The organism is Aeromicrobium sp. P5_D10 (assembly GCF_054049535.1).
This window is the reverse complement of record NZ_JBFUME010000008.1, coordinates 177891-200017: the sequence shown is the minus strand read 5'-3', so window position 1 is coordinate 200017 and position 22127 is coordinate 177891. Positions and strand designations below refer to the sequence as shown.

General features: G+C 65.9%; 23 protein-coding genes. 15 read left to right on the top strand and 8 right to left on the bottom strand.

The genetic code is table 11. The features are described 5' to 3' along the window. Positions 1–86 precede the first annotated feature (86 nt). Positions 87–1055: an NAD-dependent epimerase/dehydratase family protein gene (locus tag ACXJKC_RS16360; protein WP_456697806.1), complete on the top strand. Its 969-nt coding sequence runs from the start codon at positions 87–89 to the stop codon at positions 1053–1055. A gap of 9 nt (positions 1056–1064) precedes the next feature. Next, positions 1065–2297, top strand: a complete 1233-nt coding sequence (locus ACXJKC_RS16355) for a glycosyltransferase family 4 protein (RefSeq protein ID WP_456697805.1) — start codon at positions 1065–1067, stop codon at positions 2295–2297. On the opposite strand, the gene ACXJKC_RS16350 is transcribed toward ACXJKC_RS16355, so the two are convergent. The 3 genes from ACXJKC_RS16350 to gmd are packed head-to-tail and all read right to left on the bottom strand — an operon-like array spanning position 2230 to position 5282. Continuing rightward, positions 2230–3243: an alpha/beta hydrolase fold domain-containing protein gene (locus ACXJKC_RS16350; protein WP_456697804.1), complete on the bottom strand. Its 1014-nt coding sequence runs from the start codon at positions 3241–3243 to the stop codon at positions 2230–2232. The two genes, ACXJKC_RS16355 and ACXJKC_RS16350, sit on opposite strands and share 68 nt — an antisense overlap. 3 nt (positions 3244–3246) lie before the next feature. Next, positions 3247–4281 (bottom strand): GDP-mannose 4,6-dehydratase, encoded by a 1035-nt coding sequence (locus ACXJKC_RS16345; protein WP_456697803.1) that lies wholly within the window; start codon positions 4279–4281, stop codon positions 3247–3249. Beyond that, complete coding sequence (gmd, locus tag ACXJKC_RS16340; protein ID WP_456697802.1) at positions 4278–5282, bottom strand: GDP-mannose 4,6-dehydratase; 1005 nt, start codon at positions 5280–5282, stop codon at positions 4278–4280. The genes ACXJKC_RS16345 and gmd overlap by 4 nt, the downstream gene beginning before the upstream one ends. Before the next feature lie 87 nt (positions 5283–5369). Here gmd and ACXJKC_RS16335 point away from each other — a divergent pair, with 87 nt between their 5' ends. Then, complete coding sequence (locus ACXJKC_RS16335) at positions 5370–5867, top strand: acyltransferase (protein ID WP_456697801.1); 498 nt, start codon at positions 5370–5372, stop codon at positions 5865–5867. Here ACXJKC_RS16335 and ACXJKC_RS16330 read toward each other — a convergent pair. After that, entirely contained in the window at positions 5857–6459 is a 603-nt protein-coding gene (locus ACXJKC_RS16330; RefSeq protein WP_456697800.1) for a TetR/AcrR family transcriptional regulator C-terminal domain-containing protein, read from the bottom strand. The two genes, ACXJKC_RS16335 and ACXJKC_RS16330, sit on opposite strands and share 11 nt — an antisense overlap. A gap of 99 nt (positions 6460–6558) precedes the next feature. Between ACXJKC_RS16330 and ACXJKC_RS16325 the strand changes: the two genes are divergently transcribed. The 9 genes from ACXJKC_RS16325 to ACXJKC_RS16285 all read left to right on the top strand — a co-directional run bounded on the left by ACXJKC_RS16325 (position 6559) and on the right by ACXJKC_RS16285 (position 15165). Next, positions 6559–7140 carry a biotin transporter BioY gene (locus tag ACXJKC_RS16325; protein ID WP_456697799.1) on the top strand — a complete coding sequence of 194 codons (582 nt, stop codon included), beginning with the start codon at positions 6559–6561 and terminating at the stop codon, positions 7138–7140. A 2-nt stretch (positions 7141–7142) separates the two neighbouring features. Continuing rightward, the gene (locus tag ACXJKC_RS16320; protein ID WP_456697798.1) at positions 7143–7841 is read left to right on the top strand and encodes an energy-coupling factor ABC transporter ATP-binding protein; all 699 of its coding nucleotides are present in this window, start codon (positions 7143–7145) and stop codon (positions 7839–7841) included. Beyond that, the gene (locus ACXJKC_RS16315; protein ID WP_456697797.1) at positions 7838–8449 is read left to right on the top strand and encodes an energy-coupling factor transporter transmembrane component T family protein; all 612 of its coding nucleotides are present in this window, start codon (positions 7838–7840) and stop codon (positions 8447–8449) included. Before ACXJKC_RS16320 ends, ACXJKC_RS16315 begins: the two co-directional genes overlap by 4 nt. Positions 8450–9207: 758 nt before the next feature. Next, a complete protein-coding gene (locus ACXJKC_RS16310) occupies positions 9208–10347 on the top strand; it encodes a sensor histidine kinase (protein WP_456697796.1) in 1140 nt (379 codons plus the stop codon). Between the two features lie 55 nt (positions 10348–10402). Further along, positions 10403–11137 carry a LytR/AlgR family response regulator transcription factor gene (locus ACXJKC_RS16305; protein ID WP_456697795.1) on the top strand — a complete coding sequence of 245 codons (735 nt, stop codon included), beginning with the start codon at positions 10403–10405 and terminating at the stop codon, positions 11135–11137. Continuing rightward, a complete protein-coding gene (locus ACXJKC_RS16300; protein WP_456697794.1) occupies positions 11134–11529 on the top strand; it encodes a hypothetical protein in 396 nt (131 codons plus the stop codon). The genes ACXJKC_RS16305 and ACXJKC_RS16300 overlap by 4 nt, the downstream gene beginning before the upstream one ends. Beyond that, positions 11526–13016, top strand: a complete 1491-nt coding sequence (locus ACXJKC_RS16295; RefSeq protein WP_456697793.1) for a sodium/solute symporter — start codon at positions 11526–11528, stop codon at positions 13014–13016. The genes ACXJKC_RS16300 and ACXJKC_RS16295 overlap by 4 nt, the downstream gene beginning before the upstream one ends. A 185-nt stretch (positions 13017–13201) precedes the next feature. Beyond that, positions 13202–13540 carry a DUF485 domain-containing protein gene (locus ACXJKC_RS16290; RefSeq protein ID WP_456697792.1) on the top strand — a complete coding sequence of 113 codons (339 nt, stop codon included), beginning with the start codon at positions 13202–13204 and terminating at the stop codon, positions 13538–13540. Continuing rightward, positions 13537–15165 carry a solute symporter family protein gene (locus ACXJKC_RS16285; protein WP_456697791.1) on the top strand — a complete coding sequence of 543 codons (1629 nt, stop codon included), beginning with the start codon at positions 13537–13539 and terminating at the stop codon, positions 15163–15165. The genes ACXJKC_RS16290 and ACXJKC_RS16285 overlap by 4 nt, the downstream gene beginning before the upstream one ends. A 131-nt stretch (positions 15166–15296) precedes the next feature. On the opposite strand, the gene ACXJKC_RS16280 is transcribed toward ACXJKC_RS16285, so the two are convergent. Further along, entirely contained in the window at positions 15297–16121 is an 825-nt protein-coding gene (locus ACXJKC_RS16280) for a LuxR C-terminal-related transcriptional regulator (RefSeq protein WP_456697790.1), read from the bottom strand. A 131-nt stretch (positions 16122–16252) separates the two neighbouring features. Here ACXJKC_RS16280 and acs point away from each other — a divergent pair, with 131 nt between their 5' ends. Together acs and ACXJKC_RS16270 are read left to right on the top strand one after the other, a co-directional pair. Further along, positions 16253–18211, top strand: coding sequence for an acetate--CoA ligase (gene acs / locus ACXJKC_RS16275; RefSeq protein WP_456697789.1), 1959 nt, complete (start codon positions 16253–16255; stop codon positions 18209–18211). Positions 18212–18281: 70 nt separating this feature from the next. Next, positions 18282–18674 (top strand): phage holin family protein, encoded by a 393-nt coding sequence (locus ACXJKC_RS16270; RefSeq protein WP_456697788.1) that lies wholly within the window; start codon positions 18282–18284, stop codon positions 18672–18674. A 9-nt stretch (positions 18675–18683) separates the two neighbouring features. Here ACXJKC_RS16270 and ACXJKC_RS16265 read toward each other — a convergent pair whose 3' ends face one another. The 3 genes from ACXJKC_RS16265 to nth are packed head-to-tail and all read right to left on the bottom strand — an operon-like array spanning position 18684 to position 21266. After that, positions 18684–19856: a MarP family serine protease gene (locus ACXJKC_RS16265; protein WP_456697787.1), complete on the bottom strand. Its 1173-nt coding sequence runs from the start codon at positions 19854–19856 to the stop codon at positions 18684–18686. Then, positions 19853–20500 (bottom strand): NUDIX hydrolase, encoded by a 648-nt coding sequence (locus ACXJKC_RS16260; RefSeq protein ID WP_456697786.1) that lies wholly within the window; start codon positions 20498–20500, stop codon positions 19853–19855. Before ACXJKC_RS16260 ends, ACXJKC_RS16265 begins: the two co-directional genes overlap by 4 nt. 46 nt (positions 20501–20546) lie before the next feature. Continuing rightward, a complete protein-coding gene (gene nth / locus ACXJKC_RS16255; protein WP_456697785.1) occupies positions 20547–21266 on the bottom strand; it encodes an endonuclease III in 720 nt (239 codons plus the stop codon). A 110-nt stretch (positions 21267–21376) separates the two neighbouring features. Here nth and ACXJKC_RS16250 point away from each other — a divergent pair, with 110 nt between their 5' ends. Next, positions 21377–22054, top strand: a complete 678-nt coding sequence (locus tag ACXJKC_RS16250) for a Crp/Fnr family transcriptional regulator (protein ID WP_456697784.1) — start codon at positions 21377–21379, stop codon at positions 22052–22054. Positions 22055–22127: the final 73 nt, after the last annotated feature.

The window sequence follows — 22127 nt, the reverse complement described above, 5'->3', positions numbered from 1 at the left end:
TGCCCTTAGTCCTGAGAAATTGCGGGACCTAATGCCCGGTTGCTCGTTGGGGATGCAGAACTCACTGCGATACCGAGATGGGGAACATGATGACTGTTCTGGTGACCGGAGCCGGAGGCTTCATCGGTGGACACCTCGTGAAGGACCTGCTGGCCCAAGGACGTGACGTCCGCGCGGTCGACGTCAAGCCGCAAACCGACTGGTACCAAGTGCATCCAGACGCCGAGAACGTCCAAGGAGACTGCGCCGACATGGGCGATGCCCAGAAGGTCGCGGTCGGCACCCACTCGATCTACAACCTCGCAGCCGACATGGGCGGCATGGGCTTCATCGAGAACAACAAGGCCGAGTGCATGCTCTCGGTGCTCCAGAGCACCAATATGTTGGTCGCCGCGCGGGACGCGGGAACCGAACGCCTCTTCTACAGCAGCTCGGCGTGCGTGTACGCCGGGAACAAGCAGACCGATCCCAACGTCACCGCGCTCAAGGAGTCCGACGCCTACCCGGCAGATCCCGAGGACGGCTACGGCTGGGAGAAGCTCTTCAGCGAGCGGATGGCCAGGCACTTCCGCGAGGACTTCGGCCTGCAGACCCGGGTCGCCCGCTATCACAACGTCTACGGCCCCGACGGCACGTTCGAGGGTGGACGCGAGAAGGCCCCGGCCGCACTGTCGCGCAAGATCGCCTTGGCCAAGCTCAGCGGCGATCACACGATCGAGGTGTGGGGTGACGGCGAGCAGAGCCGCAGCTTCATGTACATCGACGACTGCGTGCGCGGCACCCAGGAGATCCTCGCCGGCGACAACGTCGAACCCGTCAACCTCGGATCGGCAGAACTCGTCACGATCAACCAGATGATCGCGGTCCTGGAAGACATCGCCGGCATCACGGTGGCCAAGAACCATGATCTGTCGGCACCCCAGGGAGTGCGCGGCCGCAACAGCGACAATGAGCTGTTCCGCAGCATCTACGGGTGGGAGCCCTCGATCTCACTGCGCACCGGCCTGGAACGCACGTACACCTGGATCTACGACCAGCTCGCCGCCCGCGGCTAGGTCCCGACGATGAAGATCCAGCTGCACGACTTCTCGGGGCACCCGTTCCAGGTCGAGCTGTCCAGGCGGCTCGCCGCCCACGGGCACACCGTCGAGCACGTCTTCTCCCAGCAGTACATCTCCGGCAAGGGGCATCTGGAACATCAGCCCGCCGACAGCCCACTGTTGAGCTTCCGGGGCATCGCGTTGAGCCTGCCGTTCCAGAAATACGCGCCCCTGGCCCGGCTGCGATTCGAATACGCGTACGGGCGAGCGTGGATCAAGCACCTGCGCACCGACCGTCCCGACGTCGCGATCGCGTGCAATCTGCCGCTGATCTCGATGTTCATGTTCGCGATGTTCGCGCGTCGGACCAAGCTGCCCTACGTGTTCTGGCATCAGGACATCTACAGCTACGGCCTCGCCGACGAGCTGCGCCGCAAGCTACCCCGTCCCATGGCCGCGATCGGTGCGATGGCATTCGAGCGCATGGAGGCCTACTGCGCCCGCAAAGCCAGCCACGTCGTCGCGATCGGCGAGGCGTTCCGCGCTGTCTACCCCGCCTGGAGGGTCGAGCCCACCCGTGTCTCGGTCGTGCCGAACTGGGCACCGCTCGACAAGGTCTTCCCCGTAGGCCGGAGCAACCGCCGGTCGGCGCATCTATTCGACGACGAGACATCGCTTCGCCTTGTGTACGCCGGGACGATCGGGCGCAAGCACAATCCCGATCTCTTGGTCTCGCTCCTGCACGCCGCCCGTGACAACGGCATCGATGCGTCCCTCGCGATCATCTCCGAGGGTGAAGCAGCCGACGAGCTCGCACAGACCGCCCATGACGATCCGGACCTGCCGATGCGCGTGCTGCCATTCCAGCCCGCTGACAATCTGCCCGATGTGCTGAGCTCGGCCGACGTCCTCGTGGCCCTGCTCGAGCCCGACGCGACCGCATTCTCGATCCCGAGCAAGGTGTTGTCGTACATGGCCGCCGGCCGACCCATCCTGGGCCTGATGCCCGACGACAATCCGGCCGCACTCGATATCGTCGACAGCGGCGGATTCGTCGTCGATCCCACCGAGGTCGGCGCGAAATCGGCTGTGGCGTGGCTGGCGGATCTGTCAGGCGATCCCGATCTCGTGCGCGATATCGGCGCACGCACGCGGGCGTTAGCGTCCACGCCCGACGCTCGGGTGGACGCTAACGCACCGCCCCAGCGGGAGAGGTGTGTTTCTGCGCGAAGGCCACGGCGCTCTCGAGCGTCTTGACCGATTCCGCGAGTCCCAAGTTGAACTGGTACTCATGGCCCAACGGCGGCGCGTGGTCCTTCGCCCAGAACATCGTCTCGACGTCCACGCCCCGTGATGTCAGCGTGGACGCGAACTCCTTGACCTGCGGGGTGAGCGGATCGGCGTTTCCGCCGGACAACCAGGTCGGCGGGAAGGCACGCGTCACACCATCGTCGACCGAAGCCCTGGCCAATCGCCGCTTCAGCGAGGTCGTGCCGACATACGCCTCGACATAGTCCTTGACGACTCCGCCGACGTCATCGACGAGCGCACCCAGATCAAAAGCTCCGCACGCCAGGATCAGGCCTGCGAGCTGCTCGGGCTGCACCGCCGGCATCAGGTCCAACGCTTCTGCAGCCGTCGAGTCGGTGACCCCGGCCGCGAGTTTCGCCGCGATGTGCGCACCGCCGGAATCGCCGGCCAGCACTATCTGCGACGGGTCCACGTGCAGTTCCTCGGCGTGCTGGGTCACATAACCGAGCGCTGCGTTGAGCTGCTGGATCTGGCGGGGAAACTCCTGATCCGGCGCCAGCGAGTAGTTGACTCCGATCGTGGTGAAGCCCTTGCCTGCCAGGATCTGGATGTACGGCGCGATATCGGCCTTGCTGCCACCGATCCAGCCTCCGCCGTGGACCCAGACGATCGCGGGCAACGCTTCCCTGGCCGCGAGGTCTCTGGGGAACCACACATCCAGCGTCTCCCGTTCATCGGAACCGTAGGCGATGTCCTGGCGGCCCGTGACGGTGTCCGGTACGAACTGACTCATCGGCGGAATCGCCTGTTGCTGCTCAGTCAACCGGCGCTGGTCGAGATAGGCCTGGCGCCAGGGCCCCAAGAGGAATGCCAGAAGGATCGCGGTCACGATCACGACCGTCCCGATCCCCCACGCCCAGTAGCGCCACCTGCGGGAACGCAGATCAACCACATCTCACCCCCTGGCCTCGCACATCGGAACCGCCGGACGCACATAGGCCGGATTCTGCTCGATACCCGTCCGCACCCGCACGATGTCGACAGCGACCATGTTCGCGATCATGGCGTCGAAGTCCATGGTTCTGCGCCAACCCAGCTCCCGTTCGGCCCGGCCTGGGTCGCCGACACAACCCGGCCCGTCGACCGGCCTCATCAAATCGGGATCCTGCACGACATACGCCCAGGGATCATCGACGCCGGCTCCCTTGAACGCAGCTTCCAACAGCTCGCGCAACGTGTGCCGCTGTCCGGTGGCCAGCACGAAGTCGGACGGCTGATCGCGGCCCAGCATCAGCGCCATCGCGGCGACGTAGTCGTCAGCCCAGCCCCAGTCGCGCGAGACGTCCAGATTGCCCAGTACGACCTGTTCACGTGTACCCGCCGCGATCTCGGCAGCAGCCCTGGTGATCTTTCCGGTCACGTAACCCGCACCCCGCAAGGGGCTCTCGTGGTTGAACAAGATGCCGACGCTGGCGTGCAGCCCGTCGATCTCGCGCGCGTGCTGGGTCGCCAAATGCGCGCGACTCTTCGATTCGCCATAAGGGCTCCGAGGGTCATGCGCAGCGAGCTCGTCGAGCGGCTCTGGACGGTCGGGCCCGAAGACCTCCGAGCTCGATGCCTGGAAGAACCGCGGTGCCGCCCCGGTTGCGTCCCGCAGGCGCACGAGAACGTCGAGAATTCCCTCGACGGCCTCGAAATTGGCCGCCACCGCCGACGCCGGATGCGTCCAGCTGGCAGCGACGGACGTGAAGCCGGCCAGGTTGTAGACCTCGTCGGGCCGATGGACCTGCAGCAGGTGGGCGAAGCCGGCCGTGTCGCAGACATCGTGCGGCACGACCTCGACGCCCCGCAGGTACGGCGCACGAACGAGTGGGCTCTCCGGACGTACCGTCCCGACCACCCGGCGGCCCGCCGCCAGAAGCTGACGCGCCAGCAGGGTGCCGTCCTGGCCCGCGACACCCAGGATGAGCGCGGTGAAACGAGAGGTCATCGGGCGGGTTCGACCTGAACCCCTCCGCGGGCGAACTCCTCGATGTCGGCATCGACCATCAACGCGGCCAGCTCGGGCGTCGACGTCTCGGCCTTCCAGCCCAGCACCTCACGTGCCTTGGTCGGATCGCCCAACAGCGCATCGACTTCGGTCGGACGCTCGTAGCGTTCGTCGTACTTCACGAACTCCTGCCAGTCGAGCCCCGCGTGGCTGAAGGCAAGATCGCAGAACTCACGCACCGTCGTCCCGGTCCCGGTCGCCAGCACATAGTCGCTTGCCTCGTCCTGCTGCAACATCCGCCACATGCCCTCAACGTATTCCTTGGCGTATCCCCAGTCGCGGATCGAGTCGATATTGCCGAGCACGAGCTCCTTTTGCGTACCGGCCTTGATGCGCGCGACGGCCCGGGTGATCTTGCGGGTCACGAACGTCTCGCCCCGTCGCGGCGACTCGTGGTTGAACAAGATCCCCGACACCGCGAACATGTCGTACGCCTCGCGGTAGTTGACCGTGACCCAGTGCGCGTAGAGCTTGGCGGCGCCGTAGGGCGACCGCGGGTAGAACATCGTCTTCTCGTCCTGCGGCGGCGGGGTCGCGCCGAACATCTCCGACGTCGACGCCTGGTAGAACCGCGAATTCAGTCCCGCGGCGCGGATCGCCTCCAGCAATCGGATCGTACCGACCCCGTCGGCCGAAGCGGTGTGCTCGGGCATCTCGAACGACACCTTGACGTGACTTTGCGCGGCGAGGTTGTACACCTCGTCGGGCCGGATATCGCGGATCAGGTTGACCAGGCTGACACCGTCGGTCATATCTCCGTAGTGCAGATGCAAGTGCTCGGCCGCAGCGGGTTCGGACGCCCAGATCGGGTCGATCCGTCCGCGGTTGAACGACGACGAACGGCGCACCAGCCCATGGACGTCATAACCCTTGGCCAGCAGCAGCTCGGCCAGATAGGAGCCGTCCTGTCCGGTGATTCCTGTGATGAACGCTCGCTTCATGCCCTACCTAACGAGACGGCTGCTCCGAGGTGACGACCCTGGCGCGGTACACCCCGCACATGCGATGCGGTTGATAGTGTCGCCGCCGTGAAGAATGTGCTCCGCGTCGTCGTCCGCGCCTTCGTCAACTCCGTCGTCGCGGCCCAGCTGATGCCGCGCGGTCTCCGCTACCGGATCCTGCGAGCCTGGGGTGTCGACACCCGCAGCAAGGAGATCCATCCCCGATTCATCTTCAGCAGCCCCAATGTGTCGATCGGCGAGAACACCACGATCAACTGGTGCGTCCTGTTCGAGGCCGGCGCCCGCATCACGATCGGCGCCAACTGCGGAATCGGCTTCTACTCCCAACTCATCACCACGACGCACGATGTCGGCCCGTCCGGCCGGCGCATGGGCGCCGAACGGTCATTGCCGATCACGATCGGCGACGGCACTTGGGTCGGCGTCAACGTCATCATCCAGCCGGGTGTCACGATCGGCGAGGGTTGCATCATCGGAGCAGGCTCGGTCGTGACGACCGACTGCGCGCCCAACGGCTTCTACGCCGGGGCTCCGGCGCGCCGGGTCAAGGATCTCAGCGACTGACTGCCGCGCCCTGACGCTGCCGGATCCCGTCGAGGATCAACTCCAGTCCGAGGTCGAACGAGTCGGCTCCGGTCGGACCGAGCGGATCGGTGTCGATCGCGCCGAGGCTGTTGGCCTGCATCTGAGTCTGTTCGTCCGAGACATGGCCGAATGTGAAGTACAGCACCGTCATCGCTGCCGCGACGGCGAAGGACTCATCGAATCCGGCACTGCGAATCGCTGCCACGAGTCCCGTCGATGGCGACCGGCTCCCGAGGCCGAATGCATGCACCGTGGCGACCAGCTCGGCACCGTCGCGGTAGGCCAGCATCGCATCGCGCAGTTCGCGGCTCATGGCGGTGACCTGCTCGTCCCAGGGTGCGTCGGCGTCCACCGCTCGCGCTCCGCGGGCGAGCACCTCGTCGGCGACCGCGGCGAGCAGTTCCTGTTTGTTTGCGAAGTGGTGATACAGCGCAGAAGGCTGCAATCCCAGCTCCGAAGCGATCCTTCGCATCGACAGGTCAGGAAGACCGTACAGGTCGAGGATGCCGACAGCACGCTCGACGATGTCAGTACGGCGATAACGCATGGGGCCTCCGGTCGGGTACGTCACATTGACAGCATCGGAAGTCTATAGGCTAACCTGAACGCCGTTAACCTGATCACCGTTCAGGAAGCTGAATCCCCTCGTATCCGTGCAGGAGCAGAACCCATGAGCAATGCCACCCTCAAGCGCAGTGCCGGCCTGAACACCACCGATCTCGCGCTGGTCGCGACATTCGCCGCGTTCATCGCGGTCTGTGCGCAGCTGACCGTCGGCTCGATCAACGTCCCCTTCACACTCCAGATGTTCGCGATCTTCCTCGCCGCATCGATCCTCGGCGCAATCCGCGGATTCCTGACTGTCGTGCTGTATCTCGCTGTCGGCACGGCCGGCCTCCCGGTCTTCGCCAAGGGCGCGGCCGGGCCCGCCGTCTGGGCCGGCGAAACGGTCGGATATCTGATCGCCTTCCCCATCGCCGCGCTGATCGTCGGATTCGTCGCACATCGGGTCGCTCGCCGCGATCCGGCGTCATTCGTCGTCGTGGTCTCGATCGTCGCGGCGATCGTGACGGTCGCCGTCGTCGGCACGCTCGGGACCCTCGGCATGGCGTGGAAGTTCGACGTGAGTCTCGCTGTCGCATGGGGATACGCCACGCCGTTCTTCGTGGCCGATATCGTCAAGGGCGTGTTGGCCGCCATCGTTGCCGCTGCGGTTCTCCGCGCGTTCCCGAAATTGACGTCGCGTAGTTGAGCGTGCTCGATTCCATCTGCTTCAACGAGGTCGTCGTCTCGGTCAACACACCGGGCGGCGACCTCGTTCTGCTCCACCCGACGACGTTGACGCTGACCGAGCGGCGTATCGCCTTGATCGGCAGCAATGGATCGGGCAAGTCGACGTTCGCCCGTCTGCTCAACGGTCTGGTCGAGCCGACTTCCGGCACCGTCGTCGTCAATGGCAACGACACCCACAAGGACGGTTCGGCGGTACGCCGTCAGGTCGGATTCGTGTTCACGAACCCTGATGCCCAGCTCGTGATGCCCACCTGCGCGGAAGACATCGCCTTGTCGCTGCGCCGGTCGATCAAGGACAAGACCGCCCGTCAGACCCGCGCGATCGAGATCCTCGCGGAGGTAGGCCTCGCCGACAAGGCCAACACGACAGTGCACGCGCTCTCTGGCGGCCAGAAACAGATGCTGGCACTGGCCGGAGTGTTGGCAACCGACCCGCAGATCGTCGTCGCGGACGAACCGACGACCCTGCTCGACCTGCGCAATACCCGACTGGTCGCCGATCGCCTGTTCGGACTGTCGCAGCAACTCGTGCTCGTGACCCATGACCTCGACCTGGCCGAACGCTGTGACCGGGTGCTCGTGGTCGACGACGCACGCGTCGCCTTCGACGGCGATCCCCGTGAAGCCGTCGCGTTCTACCGCTCTCTGGTCGACGCATGATCACCTCACCGCTCGGCGCCTACCAGCCCGGTACGACTCTGCTCCACAAGATCCCGGCCGGTCCGAAGATCGGCCTGCTCGCTGTCTACGGCATCGTCACGGTCGTCGCGAAGGGCCCATGGACGGCCATCGGATTCGTCGCCTTCTCGCTGTTGCTCGTCGCCTGGGCTCGCCTCCCACTGCGCTCGATTCTGCGCGCGATGCGCCCCCTGCTTCTGGTCATCGTCTTCGTCACGGCATTCCAGGTGTGGCAGCGCGGATGGCCGACGGCAGTCCATGTCATCGGCGATCTGCTGGCTCTGGTCATCGCGGCTTTGGTGTTCACCGGCACGACCCCCATCGACGCGATGCTGGACGCGATAACCCGCGGCCTCGGCCCGTTCAGGCGGCTCGGCGTCAACCCCGAGAAGGTCGCCCTCGCGTTCTCGCTCATGATCCGCGCGATCCCCGGAATCCTCGAGATCGCTCAGGAGACCCGAGCGGCGGCGAAGGCCCGCGGCCTCGAACGCAGCCCCCGGGCACTGCTCGTCCCGATGGCGATCCGCACCGTCGCCCGCGCCTATGAGACCGGCGACGCCCTGCACGCCCGCGGCATCGCCGACGACTAGATGCAAACTGGCCAAGATTTGACTGCCGATACTACATCCGCACAGACCTCTATCCGCGACGCAAGGAAGCGTTGGAGAAATGCTACTTGCGCGCAAACCTGTATCACTATGCCGTCGTCAAGCAGACCGACGGAAAAACCGATGCAGGACGCTGGGGACACACACAGTACGCGTCCGTCTACCCGGCCTATCGATGGGATGACTGGACGCCTTGATACGCAAAGAACACACTGAAACGCACTTCACGTTGCCCAGCAATCACCTTGGCCAGCTCTAGGTAGAGACCCACCATCAGGAGAATGCAATGACCGAAGGCGTCGTAAGCAAGCTAGCAATCAGCATCGCTTGTTGTGGTGTGGTCGGCATAATATCCGCGCTACAGCTAGACGGAACGACTGCTGACCGCACTGTCGGGGCACTCGCGATTGTGGCCATGGCCCTCGCTGTCATCGCACTCCGCAGACGAAGCTGGACAAGATTGCCGCTCCTCGTTGTCTGTGTCTTTGCTTACGGGTTGATTGCGGGTTCACTATTGACAAACGACGACGCCACGGGACCGTCGGCGTACGCCTACACCGCGTTGAACGTACCTGTGGTGATCAGTGCACTAGTGGCGTTCGTCATCTCCCGCTCGGAAAGCAACAGCCGTTCCCCTCACGATGCCGCGCACTAATCGGAGCGGAGACCGCAAAGACGTACTCTCCGCCGGGCGTTGACTGATGCCACAAGACCGGGGCGGGCGGGAGTAACGTCCACACATGGACAACCTGCTGACGGCGATCACCGCCGCCGCGGTACTCGTGGCCGGCGCCGGTTTCGCGCGCTGGTGGTTGCTGTCACGGCGTCCCAGCCTTGGAACGGCCGAGGACAGGGCGACGTACGAAACGCTCCACACAACCTCCTTGGCCGCCCCGGCCCTGCGACGGGGACTCGACGCCGAGAGCGCAGCAAGCGCGCTTCCCCACGTTCGGACGCTGCTCGGGGCCCGCACGGTCGCGATCACCGACACCGTCGCACCGCTGGCCTGGGACGGCCCCGGCAGCCCCGACGAGGTCGCCGACCTGATGGCGGCCGCGATCGGTAGCGGTACGACCAAGGCCTCGGGCACCATGATCGTGGCCCCGCTCGCGATCGAGGGTCACGTCGTGGGCAGTGTCGTGATCATGGCCGACGAGGCATCCGCAGGACTGGCCCGGGCGACGACCGAGGTGGCCCGTTGGATGTCGAGCCAGCTGGAACTCGCCGAGTTGGCCACCTCGCGCACAGCCCTCATGGAAGCTGAGTTGCGGGCCCTCCGGGCACAGATCTCACCGCATTTCATCTACAACTCCCTCGGCGCGATCGCCTCATTCGTCCGCACCGATCCCGAACGCGCCCGTGAGCTGCTGCTCGAGTTCGCCGACTTCACCCGCTACTCATTCCGCCAGCACGGAGAGTTCACGACGCTCGCCGAGGAGCTCCGCTCGATCGAGCGCTACCTCGTGCTGGAGAAGGCCCGTTTCGGCGACCGCCTTCGCGTCGTGACGCTCGTGGCACCCGAGGTGCTCAACGTGACGCTGCCGTTCTTGTCGGTCCAGCCCCTTGTCGAGAACGCCGTGCGACACGGCCTGGAGAGCCGTGCGGGAGACGGAACCATCACCCTGACGGCCGGGGATGCGGGCCACGAATGCGTCATCACGATCGAGGACGACGGCGCAGGCGTCGACCCCGAGGTTGTCCGGGCCGCCCTGTCCGGCACCAATCCGAGCGCCTCGGTCGGCCTGGCCAACGTCGACGAGCGGATGCGCACGGTCTACGGCAATGCGTACGGCATCGTCGTGGAGACCGCGCCGGGCCACGGCACCAAAGTGACACTGCGGGTGCCGAAGTTCTCACCCGCCGTCGGCCCCGCGGCCTGAAGACTTGCCGCGCGAAGAACTTGTGGCCCACGTCACCCTCGGCAAGGATCACCCCATGACCACAGCGCTGCACGCCCTGGTCGTCGACGATGAGCAGCCCGTCCTCGACGAGCTGGTGTGGCTGCTCGAGCGCGATGACCGCATCGCCTCGGTGCGCGCGACCCATGACGGCGCCGACGCATTGCGGATCCTCGAGCACGGCGACATCGACCTGGTGTTCCTCGACGTCGCGATGCCCGGGCTGACCGGTCTCGACATCGCCCGACTGCTCGCCCGGTTTCGCGACGCGCCCCGCATCGTGTTCGTCACGGCCCATGAAGCACACGCCGTCGAAGCCTTCGAGATGAACGCCGTCGACTACCTGCTCAAGCCGATCCGCGAGGAACGCCTGCGCGAGAGCGTCCGAAGGGCGTGCGCCGGCGACCCGGACACCCACTCGTCAGTCGACGAGCAGATCGCCGTCGAGCTCGGCGGGGTCACCCGTTTCATCTCCCGCGCCTCGGTCGCCCATGCCGAGGCCCAGGGCGACTACGTGCGTTTACATGTCGCCGACGGCAGCAGTCACCTGATCCGGATCCCCCTCGGCACCTTGGCCGAGGAGTGGGCCGACGCCGGCTTCGCCCGCATCCACCGCAGCCTCGTAGTCAACCTCGCGCATGTGCGGGAGGTGCGCATGCAGGCGGGACGCTGCAGCGTCGTGGTGCCGTCCGGCGACACCTTGCTCGAGCTGCAGGTGGCGCGCCGGCACACCCGGACGCTCCGCGACCTGATCCACGAGCGGGCGCTGTGACCTCCCCCGACGAACCGCCGGTCTACCCGGGACGGGTTCGCGTGACCAACCCGCTGACCTCGGCGCCGGCTCACGTGCGGCGAAGTGTCCGCCAGGAAATCGACGAGTCGACCGCGATCGGCGAGATCTACATGCGCTCGCTGATCCGCTCGCAGCTGCGCGCAGCGCTGACTGTGACGCTGACGCTGGTGCTGTCGATCGGCGCCCTGCCGCTCGTGTTCCTGACGTTCGACGCCGTCACCGACTTTCGCGTGTTCGGCATCCCGGCCCCCTGGCTGATCCTGGGAGTCGCGGTCTATCCGGGGCTCTTCCTGCTGGGCTGGGTGTACATCCGCCAGGCCGAGCGGGCCGAGCGGGACTTCACCGCACTCGTCGAGCCCGACGGACCATGAACTCGACGTACGGCGTCGTCGCCGTCACGCTCGTCTCGCTGGCCACACTCGGCATCGGCGCCTTCGGATTGCGGCTCAGCCGCACCACCAGCGACTTCTACGTCGCATCGCGGTCGGTCAGCCCGGTATGGAACAGTTCGGCGATCGGCGGGGAGTACCTGTCGGCCGCCTCTTTTCTCGGCGTCGCGGGTCTGGTGCTCGCCCACGGCGCCGACATGCTCTGGTACCCCATCGGCTGGACGACGGGGTACGTCATGCTGCTGGTCTTCGTCGCCGCACCGCTGCGCCGTTCGGGCGCCTACACGATTCCGGACTTCGCCCAGGTGCGACTGCAGTCGGTACGAGTTCGTCAGGTCGCCAGCGTGCTGGTTGTGGCCGTCGGCTGGCTCTACCTGATGCCGCAATTCCAGGGTGCCGGGCTGACCCTGCGCACCGTGACAGGCGCTCCCACGTGGGTCGGGACGGTGCTGGTGGCCGTGATCGTGGTCATCAACGTCGTCTCCGGCGGTATGCGCAGCATCACGTTCGTCCAGGCCTTCCAGTACTGGCTCAAGCTCACTGCGCTGCTGATCCCGGTGTTCTTTTTGGCCCGAGCGTGGATACGCGACGGCAGGCCGTCCCCCGTGGCGTCTGAGGCGTGGTTCGCGCCGTTGACCGAGAGCGACGGACCCGGGCTGTACCTGACCTACTCGGTCATGGTCGCGACGTTCTTGGGCACGATGGGCCTGCCGCACGTCGTCGTCCGCTTCTATACCAACCCGGACGGGCGCGCGGCCCGCCGCACGACCCTCATCGTGCTCGCGCTACTCGGGACGTTCTACCTGCTGCCGACGATCTACGGCGTCCTCGGTCGCGTCTACGCGAGCGACCTGATCGGCTCGGGCCGCACCGATGCCGTGGTGCTCGAGTTGCCCTCGCGGATCATCGGCGGCACCGGCGGCGAACTGCTCGCGGCGCTGCTGACGGCCGGCGCATTCGCGGCCTTCTTGTCGACGTCGTCAGGGCTCACGATGTCGATCGCGGGGGTCGTCGGCCAAGGCCTCGCGCGCGAGAAGCTGTCGACCATCACGGCCCTGCGGCTGGGCGCGGCCGGGGGCGTGCTCGTGCCCCTTGCTCTGGCACTGTCATCGGAGCGGATCTCGGTCGCGAGCTCGGTGACCTTCGCCTTCGCACTCGCTGCGTCGACGTTCTGTCCCCTGCTGATGCTGGGCATCTGGTGGCGGGGACTCACCGCCCCCGGCGCGATCGCCGGCCTCGTCGGTGGAGGACTGTGCGCAGGCATCGCGCCCGTCTTGACGATCGCCTGGGGTCCGGACGGCTGGCTCGGCGTGCTGATGAGCCAACCCGCTGCCTGGTCGGTGCCGGTCGGATTCGGCCTCATGATCGGGGTGTCCCTGCTGACGCGATCGTCCGTGCCGGCGACCGTCTCACGCACCATGGTGCGGCTGCACACCCCCGAGCACATCGACGTCGAACGTCACTCCTGATCCCTGACTCCTTACGGCAGGGCACCGCTCGGCGCTCGAAACCGACCGTCCACGACCGCACGTCGCATCGCACCCCCTATCCCGGCGCACGGCGTTCCAGTGATCTGGCTCACCCCGCGACAGATCCCTAGCGTTGTTGGCAGGAGACGCACGTCGCGTCGTCCCCGACCAGAAGAGGTGTCACCATGCGCGAGACGATCTCGGACGAGGCCAATGCGGCCTATCAACGCATCCACGCGTCAGACGACTTCGCCCAGCTGAAGCGTTCCTACCTCGGCTTCGTCGTCCCCCTCACCATCGCCTTCATGGCGTGGTACCTGCTGTACGTCCTGATGTCCAATTACGCGGACGGCTTCATGGGGCACGTGCTGTTCGGCAACATCAACGTCGCCCTGGTGTTCGGCCTGCTGCAGTTCGTCACGACCTTCGGCATCGCGATCTGGTACGCCAGGTTCGCTGCCTCCCGCATGGATCCCATCGCAGACCGCCTGCGTGAGGAGTACGAACAGGAGATCGAGCGATGAGCACCTCAGAGACCTTGCTCGCCGCGAGCGACGACGGCAACCAGGCCCTGACCGGATCGCTGTTCATCGTGATCGTGCTGATCACGGTCGGCATCACGTTCTGGGCCAGCCGTAACAACAAGACCGCTGCCGACTACTACGCCGGAGGGCGCAGCTTCTCCGGCGCTCAGAACGGATTCGCGGTCGCCGGTGACTACATGTCGGCCGCCTCCTTCCTCGGCATCTCCGGCGCGATCGCGCTGTCGGGCTATGACGGCTTCTTGTACTCGATCGGCTTCCTGGTGGCGTGGCTCGTGGCCCTGCTGCTGGTGGCAGAGTTGCTGCGCAATTCTGGACGGTTCACGATGGCCGACCAGCTCGCGTTCAGGATGCGCCAGCGTCCCGTGCGCACAGCTGCCGCGACGTCGACCGTCGTCGTCTCGATCTTCTACCTGCTCGCCCAGATGGTCGGTGCCGGCGCACTCGTCGCACTGCTGCTCGGCGCCGACAGCCAGGCGACCAAGAACCTGACGATCATCGGCGTCGGGGTCCTGATGATCTTCTACGTCACGGTCGGCGGAATGAAGGGCACGACCTGGGTGCAGATCGTCAAGGCCGTACTCCTCATGGTCGGCACCATCTTGATCACGGTGCTGGTGCTCGCGAAGTTCAACTTCAACATCAGCGACATGCTCGGGACGGCCGCTGCCGAGAGCGGAGCGGGTCGAGCGTTCCTCGAACCGGGACTCAAGTACGGCGTCTCGACCGAGGCCAAGATCGACTTCATCTCGCTGGGCCTGGCGCTCGTGCTCGGCACGGCAGGCCTGCCGCACATCCTGATCCGCTTCTACACCGTCCCGACCGCGCGCCAGGCCCGCAAGTCGGTGTTGTGGGCGATCGGTCTGATCGGCTCGTTCTACCTCATGACGCTCGTCCTGGGCTTCGGTGCTGCGGCACTCGTCAAGGGCGACAAGAAGCAGGACATCATCGACTCCGGAGGCAATCTCGCATCGCCGTTGCTCGCCGAGGCAGTAGGAGGTGGCTCCGGTTCGACCGGAGGCGCGCTGTTGCTGGCCTTCATCTCGGCCGTGGCCTTCGCGACGATTCTCGCGGTGGTCGCCGGCCTGACACTGACCTCTGCATCATCGGTCGCGCACGACCTCTACGCCAATGTCTGGAACAAGGGCAAGGTGACCGAGAAGCAGGAAGTCAAGGTCGCCAGAATCGCAGCGTTCGTGATCGGCGGTGTGGCGATCGCACTGTCGATCCCCGCACAGAAGCTCAACATCGCCTTCTTGGTGGCCCTGGCCTTCGCGGTCGCTGCGTCGGCCAATCTCCCGGCGCTGCTGTTCAACCTGTTCTGGCGTCGGTTCAACACCCGCGGCGCGGTGTGGAGCATCTACGGCGGCCTGATCTCGTGCGTCGGACTCGTGATCTTCTCGCCGGTCGTCTCCGGCTCGGAGACTGCGATGATCACCGGGGCCGACTTCAGCTGGTTCCCATTGGCCAATCCGGGCATCATCTCGATCCCGCTGGGCTTCTTCTTCGGTTGGTTGGGCACTGTCACAGCACGTGATCACGACGCCGAGGCCCGCTACGTCGAGCTGGACGTCCGGTCGATGACCGGCGCCGGATCAGAGAAGTGAGCGTGAGTCGCTCCGCTCCTCACATCAGCGGTTCGTTCCTCACCGCTGCCGGGCTTCGCCCGGGCTCATGCCATCGCTCGTTGCACTCGCTCGGCCCATGGTTGGCCCATGGTCGGCTCATGACGGGAGCGTCAGGGCAGGAGGCCGGCGCGACGAGCGCTCGTGACGGCCTCATGTCTCGACCGGGCACCGAGACGGGCCATCGCACTACGCAGATAGCTCTTGACGGTCTCGCGTCCGAGGCCCAGCCGGTCGGCGATCTCGGCATTGCGGCAGCCCATCGCGACAAGCCCCATGACGTCGAGCTGGCGGTCGGTGAGGGTCACCTCGGCGGCCGGCGCGCAGCTGTCCTCCAGCAGGCGCAGAAGCTGCGCACGCGTATGTGGGTCGGAGGTCTCTCGAGCAATAGTTCGCATCTCGGCGAAGGCATCGCGGAAACGCTGCCGCTCCGTGGTCTCCGGGCCGGCCAGCGCCTGGGCCTCCCGCAGGCCGATCCGCCGGTCGACCTCGTCGCGAATCTCCAGCTCGCCGGCCACCCGACGCGACTCGGCGACCAGGGCGTCCATCGCATCGGTCGACAACGGCGCATCGCCGCGGGTTCCCGCGTACAGCAATCCCCGCACGTCATCTCGCACGACGATCGGCACGACCGCCAAGAAGGTGACCCGCTCGCCCAGTATCTGCCGGTCGTACTCGTGGGTGATCTCCGGCGATGTGCCGTAGTCGCGCACGTACGCCGGACGGCGACTGAGCCACGTCTTGCCACCCAGCCCGGCTGCCGGACGGATCGTGATGGACGACAGATCGGTCGTGATCTCACCCGACGTCAACGTGACCGGGACGCCGTGCTCGTCGCGCAGGCCACCGAACACCAACGGGACGTCGCTGTCGCGGCGCAGACGCGTCGCCGCCGTGCGCAGCAGATCGTGATCTTCGACCCGACCGACCTGTGCCACGACGTACCCCCTTCTGGGGCTAGACCTTGTGCCAGCACCCCGCGAACATGTGGGGTAGACCACACCCAGTTTGTCATGGTGTCCCGACACCCGCCCGGGGCGCCGATCGACTGCGATGACGAGGAGCAATCGTGAACGAGCAGAACATCAGTCACCTGTCCCACGAGGACCGGGTCTTCGACCCACCCGCGGACCTCGCCGCCGCAGCCAACGTCAAAGCCGACGTCTACGAGACCGCTGCCGCCGACCGGCTCGCGTTCTGGGGTGAACAGGCCGAGCGGCTCGACTGGGGCACCCCCTTCACCGACGTCCTCAATTGGACCAATGCGCCGTTCGCGAAATGGTTCGTCGGCGGCAAACTCAACGCGGCCTACAACTGCGTCGACCGCCACGTCGAGGCCGGTCGAGGCGACAAGGTCGCCCTGCACTTCGTCGGCGAGCCCACCGACGACACCCGCGACATCACGTATGCCGATCTCAAGGACCTGGTCTCCCAGGCCGCAAACACGCTGATCGACCTGGGCGTCAAGACCGGCGACCGCGTGGCGATCTACATGCCGATGATCCCCGAAGCGGTCGTCGCGATGCTGGCGTGTGCACGCCTCGGCGCCCCGCACACCGTCGTCTTCGGCGGCTTCTCGGCCGATGCCCTGTCGAGCCGGATCATCGACTGCGAGGCCAAGGTCGTCATCACCGCTGACGGCGGCTACCGGCGCGGCGCCCCCTCCGCCCTCAAGCCGGCTGTCGACGAAGCCCTCGAGAAGTGTCCCGACGTCACGAACGTCCTGGTCGTGCGCCGCACAGGTCAGGAGGTCGACTGGACCGAGGGCCGCGACGTCTGGTGGCACGAGACCGTCGAGGCCGCTTCGACCGATCACACACCGGAGATGTTCGACTCCGAGCATCCGTTGTACGTCATGTACACCTCCGGTACGACCGGAACACCCAAGGGCATCCTGCACACCACAGGCGGCTACCTGACCCAGGCGGCCTACTCGTTCTGGGCGGTCTTCGATCACAAGCCGGAGACCGACGTCTTCTGGTGCACCGCCGACATCGGTTGGGTCACCGGCCACTCGTATCTGACGTACGGACCATTGGCCGAAGGTGCCACTCAGGTCATGTACGAAGGCACCCCCGACTCCCCCAACAGAGGACGCTGGTGGGAAATAATTGAAAACTATGGGGTGAGTCTTTTCTACACGGCCCCGACCGCCATCCGCACGTTCATGAAGTGGGGCGACGACATCCCCGCCAAGTACGATCTGTCGTCGCTGCGCATTCTCGGATCGGTCGGCGAGTCGATCAACCCCGAGGCGTACGTCTGGTACCGCGACAACATCGGCGGCGGCCGTACCCCGATCGTCGACACCTGGTGGCAGACCGAGACCGGCGCACACATGATCACCCCGCTGCCCGGCGTGACGTCCGGTAAGCCCGGTTCGGCCATGACCGCGCTGCCCGGTATCGCTGCCGAAGTTGTCGACGACGCCGGCAATCCGGTCGAGAACGGAGAGGGCGGCTACCTCGTCATCACCGAGCCATGGCCGTCGATGCTGCGCACGATCTGGGGCGACGACGATCGCTACCGCGATACGTACTGGTCGCGCTGGCCGGGCTACTACTTCGCCGGTGACGGCGCCCGCAAGGACGAGGACGGCGCGATCTGGCTGCTCGGACGGGTCGACGACGTCATGAACGTGTCGGGGCACCGGCTGTCGACGACCGAGATCGAGTCCGCGCTGGTGTCGCACCCGAAGGTCGCCGAAGCAGCAGTCGTCGGCGCGAATGACGAGACGACCGGCCAGGCCGTTGTCGCGTTCGTGATCCTGCGCGAGTCTGCTGGCGACGGCGGAGAGGACGTCATCGCCGAACTGCGCAATCACGTCGGCACCCAGATCGGACCGATCGCCAAACCCCGTCAGATCATGGTCGTCCCGGAGCTGCCCAAGACCCGCTCGGGCAAGATCATGCGCCGGCTGCTGCGTGATGTCGCCGAGAACCGCGAGGTCGGCAACACCATGACGCTGGCCGACAGCGGAGTCATGGACCTGATCACGTCCGGCATGAAGACGTCCAAAGAGGACTGAGCGACACATCATGGTGACAGTGACCGCCGGTCTCCTGCGCGAGACTGGCGGTCACTTGTAGGGTCGGATCATGAGCACCCAGGAAGACCCGACCATCGGCCGGCTCGTCGCAGATGCCAGCCGAGACATCTCCGCACTGGTGCAGGCCGAGATCCAGCTGGCGAAGAGCGAGCTGACGGTCAGCGCCAAAGCCGGCGGAATCGGCGCGGCGATGATCGCGGTCGCCGGATTCCTCGGCCTGATGATCATCATCTTGCTGTCGATCTCGTTCGCCTACTTCCTGACCATGACCGGACTCGATCCGGCGTGGGCCTTCCTGATCGTCGCCGGCGCATATCTACTGTTGGCAGCACTGCTGATCTTGATCGGCATCAAGGCGCTGAAGAAGATCCGTGCGCCCAAACGAACGATCGCCACCGCCAAGGAGATCCCGGCCGCGCTGAAGGGTCAGTCCCCCCGCTGACGGTCGGTCCTACGCGCAATCGCCGGTCGAAACGGCCTTCGTCGCCCTGACCCCGTCGCGAGCGTCCTCGGCGACCTGCTCGGCCGTGAGCGCATATCCCGTCGACTTGTTCGAGACCGACGCCGCGAAGATCACCCCGAGCACGTCGCCCTTCTCCGACACCAGCGGACCACCCGAATTGCCCGACCGGACGAGTCCGCGCACCGAGAACGTCTGCCGGATGACCTGTCCGCGATCGTAGATATCGGGACTGCGCAGCCGGATCTCATTGCGGATACGGGCCGCACGGGCATCGAACGGGCCGTTCTCGGGGAAGCCGAGGATCGCCGCCGACTGTCCGTCCTTGCCGCCGGTGTCGAACTTCAGCGGGTCGAGGTCGACCCCGTCGACCGCGAGCACCGCGACATCAAGCTTTCGGTCGAACAGCACGACCCGCGTGGGCACCCGGCGATCGCCGATCACGATCGAGGGCTTCGAAACACCGGCCACAACGTGCGCATTCGTCATGATCCGCCCATCGGCATAGGCGAAGCCTGACCCCTCGATGCCACGGTCGCACTTGGCGCGGCCCAAGATCTTCACGACGCTGTCCCGCGCGCGCTCGACGCCCGGACGCGCCAGCGTCTCCTCATCGGGTGGACCGATCGCGACGATCTCTTCGCTCTGGAACGGATCGAGGTAGCGCGGGAAGATGTTGGAGTCGAGAACCTCGTTGAACGAGCGCAGCACGGAGGTCGCCTGCTTCGGCATGACGGCATCGACCCGTTGCAGGATCGACGAGTCCCGCGAGGCGACCGAGAGATAGGGAATCGAGGTTCCGCTGACCGAGTAGCCCAAAGCCCACGCCGCACACAGCACCGCGATGATGCTGAGTCCGCTTCCCGCCACAGCATCGACCCACCTCAACGGGCGCCACGTCATGGCATCGCGCAAGTCCGATCCCACGTACGCCCCGACGGCCTGCCCGATCGCGGCGGCGCCGATCACGAGCCCCAGCGCGAGCAGCGAACTCGACAAGGTCGGCGAATCACCCGAGAGCAATCGGGGGATCAGCGCGACTGCCAGCAGTCCCCCGACCAGCAGGCCCACCGTCGCGATGAGGTTGACCACGAAGCCCTGGAAGTAACCCGAGATCGCATAGCCGATCAGGATCACGACGATGATCAGATCGAGCGAGTTCATGCTGGCAACTCAGGCAGCGGGCGCACGACGCTGTCGTCCCACGGCTGTTCCCAGCCGACCTGCTCGAACAGTCGTGACACGATGCCGGCGGTGAATCCCCACAACGGCATCGGAGCGCCGACCTCGAAGCCGGGTCCCACCCAGCCCGACGAATGACGGATGCTGAACCGGTTGGCCGGATCCATGAGTCGGTGGATCGGCAGATGCAGCACCGACACGACTTCCTGGTCGCTGACCGGACCCAGAGGTTTGGGCTCCCGCCAGTGCGCGAGCACAGGAGTGACGGCAAAATTACTCGGCGGCACCCACAGCGTCGGCAACTCGCCGAACACATCGACGGTCGCCGGATCGAGACCTATCTCCTCTTCTGCCTCACGCAGCGCCGTCGCGGCCGGATCGGCGTCCTCAGGATCGGATTTGCCGCCCGGGAATGAGATCTGACCAGGATGGTTGCGCATGGTCCGTGAGCGCTCGGTCAACAACAGTTCGGGGCCGTCAGGACCTTCGGAGAACAGCATCAGCACCGCGGCCGGACGTGCATCCGGCGGCACATTCGTGAAATTGGGTGATAGATGCCGGGCCTCGACCGACGAGGCGAGCGTCGCGAGGGGGCGCAACCACGCAGGCAGGCTCGGGGCGGTCATGGAGTCCATTGTGGACTGCTGAGCCACATGGCGCCCCGTTGCGGCGTCACGCGGGTCCCTGTGTCGTCACGAGAGCCTCGGCTTCGACCGGATCGGTCGGTCCGATCCCGTACGACGGACACCACCGCGCGACCGGGCACGCGCCGCATGCGGGCTTCTTGGCGTGGCAGCGTCGTCGACCGTGCCAGATCAGGTGATGACTCAGCATCGTCCAGTCTTTGCGGGGAAAGATCGCTGCGATGGCATGCTCGGTCTTGATCGGGTCCTTGGCCACTTCGGGCGGTACCCAGCCGAGTCGGCGGACGAGGCGGGCGAAATGCGTGTCGACCGTCAGGCCGGGTACGCCGAAGGCATTGCCCAGCACGACGAAGGCCGTTTTGCGACCGACGCCCTGCAATGTCACGAGATCTTCCAGACGGCCGGGGACTTGTCCGTCGTAGCGTTCGACCAGCGCGGCCGACAACCCCAGCAAGCTGTCGGTCTTGGCTCGGAAGAATCCGGTCGGCCGGATGATCTCTTCGAGATCGGCACGTGCCGCCGCCGCCATCGCATAGGGATCGGGATAGGCCGCGAACAGCGCCGGAGTGATCGCATTGACCCGGCGGTCGGTCGTCTGGGCGGACAGCACCGTGGCGACCAGCAGCTCGAAGGGATTGCGGAAATCGAGTTCACAACCGGCGTCGGGATACGTTTCGGCGAGCACTCTGTTGACCTTGCGGGCCCGCCTGACGAGCGACGTGTCCGGGCGATTCACGGCATCGGTCACAATGGAAGCCTACGTGTCGCGGCGAGTGGTTGGCCCTGAACAGTCCGGATGTGGGAAACTGCACAAGGAACACCACATGGTGATCCCAGCAACGAGAGATAGGCAACACCGTGACCGACGACGTTCTCCGGCAGGCGCCGCTGTTCTCCGGCCTCGACGATGAGGTCGCGGGGGCACTCGAATCTTCGATGTCATCGTCGTCCTTACGCCGCGGGGAGATCCTGTTCAGCGAAGGCGATGACGGCAATCAGCTGTATGTCGTCACCGACGGCAAGATCAAGCTCGGTCGTACGTCCCCGGACGGTCGCGAGAACCTGTTGGCGATCCTCGGCCCCGGTCAGATGTTCGGCGAGCTCTCGTTCTTCGACCCCGGACCGCGCTCCGCGACGGCCACCGCCGTGACCGACGTCGAACTCAAGTCGCTGGGACACGAGGCGCTGTCGCCGGTCCTGAATGCGCATCCCGATGTCGCCCATGCGCTGCTGAACCAGCTCGCTGGTCGCCTGCGCCGCACCAACGAGGTTGTCGGTGACCTCGTGTTCAGCGATGTGCCCGGCCGTGTCGCCAAGGCGCTGCTCGATCTGGCCTCGCGTTTCGGCCGTCGCGCCGACGACGGCATCCACGTCAACCACGATCTGACGCAGGAAGAACTGGCCCAGCTGGTCGGCGCTTCCCGTGAGACGGTCAATAAGGCTCTGGCCGACTTCGCGAGCCGCGGCTGGCTGCGCCTCGAGCCCCGTAGCGTCGTCATCCTCGACCTGGAACGCCTCCAGCGTCGCGCCCGCTGACCACGGCGCACCTGCTCCGAACGCACCCACCTAGCGTCTTTGTCACGTACCCAGCGCTGCAACGCCAGGTACG

Coding starts and splice junctions, on each gene's coding strand:
- gmd (WP_456697802.1), bottom strand. CDS start 5,282: ATGAAGCGAGCGTTCATCACAGGAATCACCGGACAGGACGGCTCCTAT.
- ACXJKC_RS16260 (WP_456697786.1), bottom strand. CDS start 20,500: ATGACCGCCCCGAGCCTGCCTGCGTGGTTGCGCCCCCTCGCGACGCTC.
- ACXJKC_RS16265 (WP_456697787.1), bottom strand. CDS start 19,856: ATGAACTCGCTCGATCTGATCATCGTCGTGATCCTGATCGGCTATGCG.
- ACXJKC_RS16285 (WP_456697791.1), top strand. CDS start 13,537: ATGAGCACCTCAGAGACCTTGCTCGCCGCGAGCGACGACGGCAACCAG.
- ACXJKC_RS16290 (WP_456697792.1), top strand. CDS start 13,202: ATGCGCGAGACGATCTCGGACGAGGCCAATGCGGCCTATCAACGCATC.
- ACXJKC_RS16270 (WP_456697788.1), top strand. CDS start 18,282: ATGAGCACCCAGGAAGACCCGACCATCGGCCGGCTCGTCGCAGATGCC.
- ACXJKC_RS16305 (WP_456697795.1), top strand. CDS start 10,403: ATGACCACAGCGCTGCACGCCCTGGTCGTCGACGATGAGCAGCCCGTC.
- ACXJKC_RS16295 (WP_456697793.1), top strand. CDS start 11,526: ATGAACTCGACGTACGGCGTCGTCGCCGTCACGCTCGTCTCGCTGGCC.
- ACXJKC_RS16315 (WP_456697797.1), top strand. CDS start 7,838: ATGATCACCTCACCGCTCGGCGCCTACCAGCCCGGTACGACTCTGCTC.
- ACXJKC_RS16355 (WP_456697805.1), top strand. CDS start 1,065: ATGAAGATCCAGCTGCACGACTTCTCGGGGCACCCGTTCCAGGTCGAG.
- ACXJKC_RS16325 (WP_456697799.1), top strand. CDS start 6,559: ATGAGCAATGCCACCCTCAAGCGCAGTGCCGGCCTGAACACCACCGAT.
- ACXJKC_RS16360 (WP_456697806.1), top strand. CDS start 87: ATGATGACTGTTCTGGTGACCGGAGCCGGAGGCTTCATCGGTGGACAC.
- ACXJKC_RS16345 (WP_456697803.1), bottom strand. CDS start 4,281: ATGACCTCTCGTTTCACCGCGCTCATCCTGGGTGTCGCGGGCCAGGAC.
- ACXJKC_RS16310 (WP_456697796.1), top strand. CDS start 9,208: ATGGACAACCTGCTGACGGCGATCACCGCCGCCGCGGTACTCGTGGCC.